This is a genomic window from Vibrio kagoshimensis, assembly GCF_050337535.1.
Lineage (GTDB): Bacteria > Pseudomonadota > Gammaproteobacteria > Enterobacterales > Vibrionaceae > Vibrio > Vibrio gallaecicus.
Window position 1 is genome coordinate 19,505 of record NZ_JAKJSZ010000017.1, and the last position, 13,244, is coordinate 32,748.

Genomic DNA, 13,244 nt, shown 5'->3' on the forward strand with positions numbered 1-13,244 from the left:
TTGACCCAGGTCAAACATTGTTCAGGCTAACATCCTACACTGAATGAAAAGGGATTTTATCGTAGTTATTCAACCGTTTAATTACGGTTATTAATACTCATATCATTACAGTATGTTTGGGGGCAATTATGAACAGTACGTTTATCGCAAACTTTATAGGAAAAGCTTCTCCAGCCACAATTAAGCAACTCGCCGCAATTACACATGAGAATGATGGTAAGTGGCTAATTAGTAAAGTTAATTTCATTGAAGACCAAGTCGCTGGTGTAATTAAAATTCAATTGCCTACCGCCAATGAATCAACGGTTAAAGACGCTTTTAGCAGCCACAATGATCTCACTGTACAATTTATCGATTCTGATCATTCTGTTCATAACCAAGACACTATCTTCCAACTTCGTCTCGATTCTAATGATCGCGCTGGTATCGTAAATGAAATAACACACGTACTGGATAATCAAGGGATCAATATCCTTGATATGGATTGTCAAAGAGTCTTTATTGCTGGCGGGGGAGGTGTGAGTTCTAGCTTATTTACCGCTAAAATAGCACTTAAACTGCCTGTGGAAGTTCAAATTTCAGATGTTGCGAATGAACTAGAAACACTAAGTGAAGATACACGTGTCATACTAGAAAGTTAATATCTACAAAGTACTCTCGAGCAGAAACGCAATTTACCATATATATAGCTAGAGACATTTTCATTTAATACCGCCTCTAGCTTTTCTTCACTCACTTCTCAATTCTTTTAATTCATAAGATCTTCAGCAAACCGCTGTAATATCTAATTTAAATATGCAACATGCTATGTTTCTATTTGTCTATTTTTGTTAATATTTAGCTTTCGTATAGCTAAATAATTTAGGTCTGCTTCATGCACAAACAAAAAAGTCACTGGCAACTTAATAAAACCTCAGCAGCATTACTGGTTCTCGCCGTTGCTGGGTGTAAAAGTGGTCATGAAGGAAGTAGTGGTGGAACTCCTACAGATCCAGATCCAACCACCCCAGTTCAAGTTTCAATTCCAAACACTATCTCATTTTTAGAACCGACCTCTGGTTCAAGCACTGAATCCATTACGGTTACTCTGTCAGAAGCACTTAGTTCAGAACTCAGCCTCACACTATCAACCACTGATGTGACCGCTCGTTCTGAGGGAACATTCAAGAATTACGATTCCATTAGCTCACAAGTTATTACGATCCCCGCAGGTTCGACATCCGCTTCTTTACCTTTAAACATCCTTCATAACAACCTGCACGAAACCAACAAAACATTACAATATACAATTAGCGCAGACAGTTCAGATAGCTATGAGTTAAGCAATGCCATATCAACGGTCACTATCACCGACGCAGATGCAGAGCCAATAGTCAGCTTTAGCCATAACAATAAAGTTGTTTTAGAAGGTGATACAGCACAATCCAAAATTGAGCTGAGCCATTATTCGTACAAAGATATCACTATCACTTTAGAGCAAAGTGGAATCGCAACAGATGATGACTACACGAGCAACTTAACCAGCCTGACGATACAAATTAATGCTGAAGAGTTATCTTCTCCAATCAGTATTACTGCTAAGCAAGACGGTCTGAGTGAAGGTGGTGAAACTGTTATCTACACCATGAACGCAAGTGGAAATGCTGTCATCGATACGAGTAATGACACATTATCTTTTTACATACCTGGTGATAACCAAATCAATGATACAGGTTATGTAAACTACTTTGACGGTGCTAACTTCGACGCCCAAGTTTCACAACCAGCTTACCCAAATCAAGATGCTGAATACGGTTTAGATCCTGTAGATGGGGCTGAACATACCGACGGGCAACATGGCTTCAAGTTCACTAAATTAGATTATAGCGGCAACATTCTTCCGAATAGCGCTTCAGATTGGGCTTGTGTTCGCGATGAACGAACTGGAATGTATATAGAAGCCAAGCAACAACCCATCGACTTACCAAGCCAAGGTGTAATCGATCAATGGTTGGAAGATTACGCTGAAGATCCTGATGCAAACCCATACCCTTATTCGACAGAGTCAGCTTACTGGCGCAGTTCGGCATACCTGTACACTTGGTATGATTCAGTTTCCACAACGAACGGCGGCTCTGCGGGACATAAAAATGATGAGCTTCTCGCTGACGGTCCAATCTCTTCTGCGTGTGCTTACTCTACTAACTCTGGTGGCAATAGACGCTGTGATGCAGAAGGTTACTTAGCTAACCTAAATAGCTTTGGTGCATGTGGTGTCAATAACTGGCGTTTGCCTTCCCCAGCGGAAGCTCGTTCATTTATTAACTATAACGTGGGCACTATTGACCCTGCGACTGTTGATTACTTCCCATATATCAAGAACGTAAGCTCTGTTGATACGATTTACACACAATCAACTTCTGTTGGAGCTACTAGCAGTGCTTGGTGTATGAGTACTCAAACAGGGCAAATGAAGCTTTGTAATAAAGGAACTTATCAAGGTGTGATTGCAGTTAGTGGAGTAGTAGAATAATGAAACTTAAATATTACGTTATTGCAGCACTTACTGTTTCAGGCTCAAGCTATGCTCAAACCTGTGTTGTAAATCAACCAGCTTCACAAGATGATGGTCAGTTCATCGACCGTCAAGATGGCACAATTTTAGATATTGACACTAATCTCCTATGGGCAAAATGTAGCCTTGGTGAAACCTACACTGCCGAAACTAATCTATGCAGTGGCGTTCCTACGAGCTACAGTACTTTTCAAGACGCGTTAGTGGCTACTACTGATACAACACTAACAACAATCGGTTCTCAAACTGGTTTTAGACTGCCAAACATAAAAGAGTTGGGTTCAATTGTTGATTATCGTTGTACGCAACCTGCTATCAATTTAAGTTTTTTTCCTACTACAATTAATGCGCCTTATTGGACAAATACTCCTGATAATAACGGCATAAATAGCAATCATGACGGGTTAATCATTGATTTTACTGAAGCTCAAGAAGTGACAGCAAACTCAAGTGGGATGACACTTATCCGCTTAGTGAAAGAGCTGAACTAATCGATTGAGTCAAAACTATGCTGGATATGTAGCAGTCAATATATAAATCAAAAAGAGCAGCTTTAATCGCTGCTCTTTTTATTTGTGACTGACTTATTTAGACAGGCGGAAACGAAAACAGCTAACTTAGCTTACCTTCCACTGAGATAAAGAACGTTTAAAATCGTCATAACCAAATTCATTCAATTTTTGAATCTCACCATTACTACGTTCGCAGTAGATAGATGGCATTTTCAAACCATTAAACCAATTCAATTTCACCATGGTGTAGCCTGCACTATCAAGCAGGTGCAGTCTCTGACCAATTTGTAGAGGCTGGGCAAAACTCGCTTCACAGAATTGATCGCCAGCTAAACATGAACATGAACCAATCACATAATCGTGGTCACCATCTTCAGAGGCTTCTAATACTGATGCAGGTTCATTATAAATCAGCGTATCCAGACGGTGCGCTTCTGTCGCTGAATCCACAATCGCTGTTTTCTTAACGTTCTCAACAATATCTACTACGGTCACAACTAAGTCTGTTGTTTTTGTGATGATTGCTTCACCCGGTTCTAGATACATCTGAACACCGTGTTTTTCAGAAAAAGCTTTGAGTGCAAGACCAAGTTTTTCAATATCGTAGCCTGGCCATGTAAAGAATACTCCACCGCCCATGCTCACCCAATCCAACTTATTCAGATGCTCACCAAACTGTTCCGAAATGGAATCAAGCAGGCCGATAAATGCATCGACATCTTTGTTTTCACAGTTCATATGAAACATTACACCATTGATCTCATTGAAGATCTCAGGCTTGATGTGATCAGCTTGGACACCTAGTCGTGAATATTGACGGGCTGGATTTGCCAAGTCTTGTCCTGCGTAGCTCACGCCCGGGTTCAAACGTAAACCCAGAGAGGCTTTACCTTCAACAATATGTCGGTACGCCGCAAGCTGGCTTTGTGAGTTGAAGATCATCTTGTCGCAAAGATCGGCGACTTCTCTCACATCATCTTCGCTGTAGCCCACACTGTAAGCGTGCGTTTCACCACCAAACGTTTCGTGACCAAGCTTCACTTCGTAAGGACCAGAGCTGGTTGTCCCGTCTAAGTAAGGTTTAATTATGTCAAACACACCCCAAGTAGAGAAGCACTTAAGTGCCAATACAAGCTTCACACCTGAAATCTCTTTAAGCTGCTTAGCTTTCTCTAAGTTCGCAATCAACTTATCTTCGTTGATCATGAAATACGGGGTTTTTAGTTCGTTTTGCATTTTATCTATACCTTGAGTTCAACACTCTAAAATCGAACAAAGCCGACGCTAATGCATCGGCTCAGAATTGTGCTTTGCTACCAATCATATGGCTTTGTATTTAATCCACAGGCTTTAACTTTGTCACTAGAACATCATGTTCACTTACCTGCGTAAATGAACACTTTGAACTACGTGATGAAGACAAAGAACAAGAAGATTACTTCAACGTATTGATAACAGGTAGACCTTGTGCAGGCTCAAGCTCTTGAACGTGCCAATCCAAACCAATCTCAGGCATGGTTGCTAGGAACGGGTCTGGGTTTAGCTGCTCCATGTTGAATACGCCTTTATCAGCCCATTCGCCTCGGAAGAACTGAAGTGCAGCCGTAATCGCTGGCACGCCTGTTGTGTAAGAGATCGCTTGGTGCTCTACATCTTCATACGCCACTTCGTGGTCTGCGTTATTATAGATGAACACACTGCGCTCTTTACCATCTTTCTTACCTTGAACCCAAGTACCGATACACGTTAAACCAGTGTAACCCGGAGCTAGAGATGTTGGATCTGGTAGCAGTGCTTTAAGAACATGTAGAGGCTGAACCACAGTTCCGTCGTGCAGCGTTAGTGGATCAGGGCTTAGAAGACCGATATCACGCATGCAGTTGAAGTAGTTCAGGTATGCATCACCAAAACCCATCCAGAATTCGATACGCTTAGCTGGGATGAACTCTTTCATTGAACGCACTTCATCATGAGCCATTGAGTATACTTTGTGTGAGCCACAGTTTGGGAATTCAAACTCAAGCATACGAGAGTGACAAGGCACTTGTTTCCACTCTTCATTTTCCCAGTAGAAAGAGTCGCCTTGGATCTCAAGCATGTTGGTTTCTGGATCAAAGTTTGTCGCAAACTTCTTGCCGTGGTCGCCAGCATTTACATCCATCACATCAATTGAATCAATCTCATCGAACAAGTGCTTAACCGCGTACGCTGCGAAGATTGATACCACACCAGGATCGAAACCAGCACCAAGAATACCTGTGATGCCCGCTTCAGCGAACTTCTCACGGTAGCCCCACTGCCAATCATAAGCTTGTGGCACTTGTTGACCTTCAGAACATAGATCAACTGCTACCGATGTATCTAGGTAAGATACTTTTGATTGGTAACATGCTTCCATGATCCCCATGTTTACCCAAGGAGGACCAGCGTTAATCACAAGATCTGGCTGAACTTCTTTAATCAAAGCAACAAGTGCATCAACATCGTCAGCATCTACTGAACGTGCTTCTAGTTTCTTAGTAGAATCTTTAAGGTTGTTTTTACCTTTGATTGATTCAATGATTTTTTCACACTTCTCGATTGTGCGAGAAGCGATTGTAATATCACCCAGAACTTCGTTATTTTGTGCTGCTTTATGTGCAACAACCCAACCAACGCCGCCTGCACCAATTTGTAGAATAGCCATAGTATTAATTACCCTTGTTGTTCAGCTAGCTCAATGGCTAGAGTTTGAATTTTGTTAATTAGAGATTTGAAATCTGATGTCGTTAAGCACGGATTCAAGATAGTGAATTTCAGCGCACTTTTACCATCAACGACCGTTTCGCCAAGTACTGAAACGCCACGAGTCAACGCCTCCAGTCTTAGTGTTTGATTCAGTTTATCCAAATCAATCGCGTTGCTTTCTGATTGCCCATTGCTTGGTACAAACCGGAATAGCACAGTAGAAAGAGACGGCTCAGCAAGCAGTTCAAAATCATCATGTTTCTGAAGAAGATCGGCGACCTGCAGTGTTTGCTCAAGAAGGTGATCATACATCTCACCTAACTGCTTTGGTCCTACATTTTGCATCGTCATGAAGACTTTCAGTGCATCAAAACGTTTGGTCGTTGCAATAGACTTATCGACAAGATTCGGCAACTCATCATGTTCACGATTCAAGTAATCTGCGTGATGCAGTAGGTACTTAAAGTTAGCTTTATCTTTCAGCAGAACAGCGCCACAGCTGATGGTTTGGAAAAACAGTTTATGGAAGTCGACACTCACTGAATCTGCTTTTTCGATGCCTTTTAGACGACCTTTGTGACTGCTTAAGATAAGCGCACCACCGTATGCACTATCCACATGGAACCAGAGGTCTTGCTGATTTGCGATATCTGCAATCACGTCAAGGTCATCAATAGCACCATGATCGGTTGTACCAGCAGTACCCACTACAGCAAAAGGTATTAGTCCTTGCTCTTTTAATAGACGAACTTCTGCTTCTAGCAAATCAGCTTTAATCGTGCCATTTGGATTAGCATCAACACAGCATACTGAATTTTCGCCCAATCCTAACAAAGATGCGGATTTTTGCACAGTGAAGTGAGACTTTTTAGAGCATAGGATACGCAATTTATTCGCATATTCAGGCAACCCATGCTTCTGAATTGAGTGACCACTCACTTTGTCCGCAATCCAATCCCGAGCAAGTAACAAACCCATTAAGTTGCTTTGAGTACCTCCACTGGTGAATACGCCGTCAGATTGATCACCTAATTCGTACTTTTCGCACATCCAATCGACCACACGTTGTTCAACATACGTCGCTGAAGAAGCTTGATCCCAAGAGTCCATAGATTGGTTTAGTGCTGCAATAATAGATTCAGCAGCCACAGAAGCCATCAAAGGAGGGGTATGCAAATGGGCAATACAGTCAGGGTGCTGTACGAAAATAGAATTTTTAGCGATAAGATCTGCAGTATTCCCCACGACATCAACTAATGAACTTTGATTGTTATCAAGATCAACAGAATTGATTGCCGCTTCCAGCACTTTTGGATCAAGCCCTGAGTAAGGAGCATCGACTTGCTCAAACACTGACTTCATTGCTTGAGTTGTGTGGTTCATTACCTGTGCAAATTCATCGCTGCCGTTTACACCAGTCTGAATGAAATGTTTCTTCCATTCACTTCCTGATTCGGTGCTTTCTTGCAAAACACCACCGACAGCAAGAATGGCTTCTTCCATTACTCGCAATGCAAAATCTATTTGTTCAAACGAGATAATCATTGGCGGTAAGAAACGGATCACAGAGCCATCACGCCCACCTTTTTCAACCATTAAACCGCGTTCTAATGCCGCTCGCTGAATAACTAATGTAAGTTCACCGTCTGATTTCGGCTCACCAAACTTATTCAACTCACCATTTACTTGCTGAATCTCAACACCAAGCATTAAGCCTTTACCACGAACTTCAGCAATACAGTCCACGCGAGATTGGATTTTTTCCAATCCATGGCGCAAATACTGACCTGCTATATTCGCGTGTTCTACCAAATTGTCTCGTTCAATGATCTCTAAAGCCTTAGCACCAGATACCATTGCCAGTTGGTTGCCACGGAATGTGCCTGTGTGTTCACCCGCTTTCCACGTATCAATGCTTTTATCGAACACAAGCAATGACATTGGAAGACCACCACCAATGGCTTTAGACAAGCATAAAATATCAGGATTAATCCCCGACTCTTCAAATGCAAATCGGTAACCTGTTTTACCAACACCACATTGAATTTCGTCGAAAATCAATAAAATACCGTGTTCATCACAGATACGGCGTAGACCTTGTAACCATGACGCTGGAGCTGGAATTACTCCGCCCTCACCTTGCACTGGTTCAACAATCATCGCTGCAGGCTTCATGATGCCTGACTCATCGTCGTTCAGCATGCGTTCAATATAACGGATGCTAGCTTTTGCTCCGGCTTCACCACCTAAACCAAATGGGCATCGCAAATTATACGGGAAAGGCATAAAGTGCACATCGGACATCAATCCGCTACGGCGCTCTTTAGTACCTAAATTGCCCATCATGCCCATAGTACCGTTGGTCATGCCGTGGTAAGCACCACGAAAAGCAAACATCGTATTACGACCAGTGTTCTGCTTGGCCAGTTTAATTGCGGCTTCAACAGCGTCGGCACCTGAGGGACCACAAAACTGAAGTACTGAGTTCTCTGAGAAGTCGCTAGGAAGAAACGCCTTTACCTTTTGGATAAAGTTTTCTTTAGCTTGTGTCGTAATATCGAGTGTTTGATATGGAAGACCTGAATCCAATTGGTCTTTCAATGCTTGGTTAATTTCTGGGTGGTTATACCCCAATGAAAGCGTACCGGCACCTGCAAGACAATCGAGAAAGATCTGACCACGCGTATCTTCCACCAACACCCCACATGCTCGCTTAATCGCGATCGGAAGGCGCCTTGGGTATGAACGTACATCAGATTCGTTACGCTCTTGCTCCAATAAAATGGCATCAGGCGTTAAATCATAGGTTCCTTCAACAATTGGAACCATAGTAGAAAAAGAGTTTGCGATAGTATTACTATCGACTTCAAAGGCAGTTGTCATAGATTTACCTTGGAACAATTATCGCTCCATTCTCAACAACAGGAGAATGAAGAATAGCAAAACGCGCGCATTAGCTAAGAGCTAATACGAAAAATTAGTCACCGGGTGGTGGATAAATTTTTAGCGAAGTTTCAAGGTTCAGTAATACTACTGTTTTGAAGGATCGGGCAGTTATGCAGCGCTGCCTGTGCTGGAAGTGTAAAGCTGATTAGCAATGTTGTTTTTAGTGAATTCAATGTTGGGTTTCCCATTAACATGGTGACACTGCACCATAAGTATCCCGTCTATCAACTAAAGGCTTAGCTGATACCTACCCTACGTAATGTCACAATCAGCTTGAATGGTCATTACGCGTATCCCCCAGAAAGTGATTAACTTACCCGAGATTGCGCAGGAAAATATCATAAATTGAAATGAACGATCAATACTTTTTAATAACAGGTTTATAAATACAAGTTTTTTGGTGGTTATTTAAACAAAAATAGAGGGTCGGAGTGAACTTCAATGTCATATTCAGTCAAGCTATCCATCCAGCAGGCATGCATTACTAAATTCAATGGACACTATATGTAGTAAAACCTCAAGGGCGCCGTCGTTATTCACTAGGCTCCTCAGAGCTATTGAGTTTACGAAGCAAAAACATAGAAATGGGAATATTAAAAATGGATACCACGGATACAAAAAAACCTCGTCATTTCTGACGAGGTTTAATGTTTGGAGCGATACATCGGGTTCGAACCGATGACCTCAACCTTGGCAAGGTTGCGCTCTACCAACTGAGCTAGTATCGCATTGCTAAACTTATCAAGTTTAGACTTTAATAGATGGTGCCCCGGGCCGGACTTGAACCGGCACAGCGCGAACGCCGAGGGATTTTAAATCCCTTGTGTCTACCAATTCCACCACCAGGGCACGCAATTCTTTATTGCGATGCCGATTACTGAAAAGTAAAACACCATCTTAATGCCGAAGCCAATCAACATTACAAAATTTGGAGCGATACATCGGGTTCGAACCGATGACCTCAACCTTGGCAAGGTTGCGCTCTACCAACTGAGCTAGTATCGCAAATTATTCACTTCTCATAATTTAAGAAGTAGATAATGGAGGCGCCTCCCGGAGTCGAACCGAGGTCCACGGATTTGCAATCCGCTGCATAGCCACTCTGCCAAGGCGCCTTAGTAACACCAATCAAACTGCTTAATGCCTTCCTCTTGGGTACGGGATGCATTTTACGGATTCGAGCCTTTGAGTCAACACTAATTTTATCATTTCGAATCGTTTGAACGGATTTTGTACTAAAGCACTTAAATTAGTGAGTTTACTTGTAGAAAAGCCTCTATACATAGCCACAAGATAGATACAGATCACACTTTTCTACTAGAGTTCGTTGAGTCTTTATTCCAAAATAAAAAAGCGAGCCTAAGCTCGCTTTTCACTAATGATGTTGTTCGTCCAGCAAATCATCTTTGGCTGCCATTAAATACTGCGCCATAGACCAATAAGTTAAGATAGTAGCGATATATAACGCTCCGTATCCTACCCAAATCATCCAATCATCATGGCGCCAAATAAGCACCCACAATGCGAACATTTGAGAAACTGTTTTTACCTTACCAACCCAAGAAACCGCAACGCTAGCTCGCTTACCGATTTCAGCCATCCATTCACGTAATGCCGAAATAATAATTTCGCGAGCAATCATCGTAACTGCTGGGATGGTAATCCAAATAGAGTGATAGTGTTCAGTCACTAAAATAAGAGCCGTTGCGACTAATACTTTATCCGCTACAGGGTCTATGAACGCGCCAAAACGAGAGGTTTGACCTAACTTTCGAGCAAGCATGCCATCTAGCCAATCGGTAAAACCCGCGACCCAGAAGACCATTGCTGCTGCAAATGGCGCCCACCCATAAGGAAGATAGAAAACAACAACAAATACTGGGATCAGGAATAATCTCAGTAACGACAAAATGTTCGGTATATTCAAACGCATATTATTAGGCTCTTATTCATTGCGCGTTTATGGTGCGGGATTTTTACTATTGTTTCAATGCTTGATAAATGTTTTCTGCCAAAGAATGACTGATGCCCGGCACTTTGGCTATTTCTTCAACAGTTGCACGCTTCAATTCTTGCAAACCACCCATATTTTTTAATAGAGCTTGTCGACGTTTAGGACCTACGCCTTCAATACCTTCCAAAGCACTTGTTTTACGCGTTTTTCCACGTTTGGCCCTATGACCTGCAATTGCATGGTTATGGCTTTCATCTCGGATATGTTGAATTAAGTGCAAAGCCGGTGCATCACTTGGCAAATTAAACTCTTCTCCTTCTAGAGTGATCAGAGTTTCTAAACCAGGTTTACGTGTAACACCTTTAGCAATACCCATCATCCTTGGTCGTTTCGGCCAATCATCCCAATAGCGTGAAATGATTTCATGAGCTCGATTAAGCTGCCCTTTACCACCATCAATAAAAATAATATCTGGAATTTTATCGACTTCTAGCTGCTTTGAGTATCTGCGCTCCAACGCTTGTCCCATAGCTGCATAGTCATCGCCTCCAGTAATACCTGATATATTATAACGTCGATATTCTGGTTTAAACGGACCTTCTTGGTTAAACACAACACATGATGCGATAGTGCTTTCACCCATGGTATGGCTAATATCAAAACATTCCATACGTGTAATAGAATCCATACCCAGCACTTGACGCAACTCTTTGAACCTTTGGTTAATCGTCATTTTATGATTAATCTTGGTTGTGATTGCCGTCAGAGCATTAGTATTAGAGAGTTTTAAATAACGCCCACGAGTCCCTGAAGGGTTGGTATGAAAATGAATTTTCCGACCTGCGACTTCTGTTAGCGCTTGTTGAAGAGGCTTCACATTATCGATAAGCCCATCATTAAGAATCAGACGAGTAGGTATGGTTCGAGATTCATTATGCGCCAGGTAATATTGGCTTAAAAAGCTTTCGAACACTTCTTCTCGAACCGTATTGTTCGGTATTTTAGGGAAATGACTTCGGCTACCTAAAACCTTGCCTTGCCTAATCATCAAAATATGAATGCAAGCAATGCCATTTTCTTGAGAAAAACCCAAAACATCCATATCTTCCATGGTGTCTTCAGAAACAAACTGCTGTTCTTGAACACGACGAATCGCTTGGATTTGATCCCGAAAAGTGGCAGCTTGTTCAAAACGCAGTTCACGGCTAGCTTTATCCATCTTCTCGATAAGTGTTTCCAAAACCTGGCTATCTTTGCCCTGCAAAAACAAACGTACATAGTTAACTAGCTCGGCGTATTCCTCATCTGAGATGATAGAACTGACGCAAGGCGCAGCACATCGTCCAATTTGATACATCAAACATGGTCGGGTTCTATTTGCATAAACCGTGTCTTCGCACTGGCGTACAGGAAATATTTTTTGAATAAGGTGTAATGTCTCTCGAACTGCCCCTGAGTCAGGGTACGGACCAAAATATTCCCCTTTCTTCTTTTTAGCTCCACGATGCATAGACAACCTAGGGTGTTTATGACCACTAACAAAAATATAAGGGTAAGATTTATCGTCACGAAGTAACACATTATATTTAGGCAAATATTGCTTAATGTAATTGTGTTCTAGAATGAGGGCTTCGGTTTCTGTATGAGTGACAGTGACATCAATTTTTGAAATGTGACTGACTAGTGCGCGTGTCTTTTCACTATCTACTTTTTTACGAAAGTAACTGGAGAGGCGTTTTTTGAGATCTTTAGCTTTTCCGACATAAATAACAACAGCCTCGGCGTTATACATTCGATAAACGCCAGGCTGTTCTGTTACTGTTTTCAGGAATGAAACTGAGTCAAACGTTGTTGTCACTACAAGGTCTCAGTATCTAGCATTCCGTGTCTAATCGCTAAATGGGTAAGTTCTACATCACCACTGATGTCTAACTTACTGAACAGTCTATAGCGGTAGCTATTCACTGTTTTAGGGCTTAGATTGAGTTGCTCTGAAATGTCCGTTACCTTTTGACCTTTTGTAATCATCATCATGATTTGAAGTTCACGTTCCGACAAGTCGGCAAACGGGTTTTCAGACGCAGGAGAAAATTGGCTAAGTGCCATCTGCTGCGCTATTTCCGGTGATATGTAGCGTTGACCACTATTTACGACGCGAATCGCATTCACCATTTCATCAGGACCAGCGCCTTTGGTTAAGTAACCAGCGGCTCCAGCTTGCATCACTTTAGTTGGAAACGGATTTTCCGTATGAACAGTTAAAACAATGATTTTAACATCAGGATTGAAGCGAAGAATTTTCTTCGTTGCTTCTAAACCACCGATACCCGGCATGTTCATATCCATCAAAATGACGTCCGTATGATTACTACGACACCATTTTACTGCATCTTCACCGCTTTCAGCTTCCCCTGCTACGTTCATTCCACGGACGTCTTCAATAATACGTCGTATCCCTGTGCGAACCAGCTCGTGATCATCTACAAGGAAAACATTTATCAAACTTGTATCTCCACACTATTAATTGGCTCTGCAACCACCAGAGTATTTT

Annotated in this window: 9 protein-coding genes and 4 tRNA genes; 3 read left to right on the plus strand and 10 right to left on the minus strand. The window is 42.0% G+C overall.

Features of this window, described 5'->3' with window-relative positions; genetic code table 11:
* The first annotated feature begins 128 nt into the window (after positions 1-128).
* The 3 genes from L4C37_RS16095 (at position 129) to L4C37_RS16105 (ending at position 3,045) form a co-directional block, all read left to right on the plus strand.
* Complete coding sequence (locus L4C37_RS16095) at positions 129-641, plus strand: glycine cleavage system transcriptional repressor (protein ID WP_137372563.1); 513 nt, start codon at positions 129-131, stop codon at positions 639-641.
* A gap of 233 nt (positions 642-874) precedes the next feature.
* Positions 875-2,512, plus strand: a complete 1,638-nt coding sequence (locus L4C37_RS16100; protein ID WP_429769166.1) for an Lcl C-terminal domain-containing protein — start codon at positions 875-877, stop codon at positions 2,510-2,512.
* Complete coding sequence (locus L4C37_RS16105) at positions 2,512-3,045, plus strand: Lcl C-terminal domain-containing protein (protein ID WP_429769167.1); 534 nt, start codon at positions 2,512-2,514, stop codon at positions 3,043-3,045. Before L4C37_RS16100 ends, L4C37_RS16105 begins: the two co-directional genes overlap by 1 nt.
* Positions 3,046-3,171: 126 nt before the next feature.
* Here L4C37_RS16105 and nspC read toward each other — a convergent pair whose 3' ends face one another.
* The 10 genes from nspC to uvrY form a co-directional block, all read right to left on the minus strand.
* The gene (gene nspC / locus L4C37_RS16110; RefSeq protein ID WP_429769168.1) at positions 3,172-4,302 is read right to left on the minus strand and encodes a carboxynorspermidine decarboxylase; all 1,131 of its coding nucleotides are present in this window, start codon (positions 4,300-4,302) and stop codon (positions 3,172-3,174) included.
* Positions 4,303-4,501: 199 nt separating this feature from the next.
* Positions 4,502-5,752, minus strand: coding sequence for a carboxynorspermidine synthase (locus L4C37_RS16115; protein WP_429769169.1), 1,251 nt, complete (start codon positions 5,750-5,752; stop codon positions 4,502-4,504).
* A gap of 8 nt (positions 5,753-5,760) precedes the next feature.
* Positions 5,761-8,676 carry a pyridoxal phosphate-dependent class III aminotransferase gene (locus L4C37_RS16120; RefSeq protein WP_429769170.1) on the minus strand — a complete coding sequence of 972 codons (2,916 nt, stop codon included), beginning with the start codon at positions 8,674-8,676 and terminating at the stop codon, positions 5,761-5,763.
* A gap of 715 nt (positions 8,677-9,391) precedes the next feature.
* Positions 9,392-9,467: transfer RNA gene (locus L4C37_RS16125), tRNA-Gly, on the minus strand.
* 34 nt (positions 9,468-9,501) lie between these two features.
* Positions 9,502-9,588 (minus strand) — tRNA-Leu (locus L4C37_RS16130).
* 80 nt (positions 9,589-9,668) lie between these two features.
* Positions 9,669-9,744 (minus strand) — tRNA-Gly (locus L4C37_RS16135).
* Positions 9,745-9,780: 36 nt separating this feature from the next.
* Positions 9,781-9,854 (minus strand) — tRNA-Cys (locus tag L4C37_RS16140).
* A gap of 260 nt (positions 9,855-10,114) precedes the next feature.
* Complete coding sequence (gene pgsA / locus L4C37_RS16145) at positions 10,115-10,672, minus strand: CDP-diacylglycerol--glycerol-3-phosphate 3-phosphatidyltransferase (protein WP_137372557.1); 558 nt, start codon at positions 10,670-10,672, stop codon at positions 10,115-10,117.
* A gap of 46 nt (positions 10,673-10,718) precedes the next feature.
* Positions 10,719-12,551, minus strand: coding sequence for an excinuclease ABC subunit UvrC (uvrC, locus tag L4C37_RS16150; RefSeq protein WP_273296247.1), 1,833 nt, complete (start codon positions 12,549-12,551; stop codon positions 10,719-10,721).
* Positions 12,551-13,195 (minus strand): UvrY/SirA/GacA family response regulator transcription factor, encoded by a 645-nt coding sequence (uvrY, locus tag L4C37_RS16155; protein WP_372266224.1) that lies wholly within the window; start codon positions 13,193-13,195, stop codon positions 12,551-12,553. The genes uvrC and uvrY overlap by 1 nt, the downstream gene beginning before the upstream one ends.
* Between the last annotated feature and the right edge of the window lie 49 nt (positions 13,196-13,244).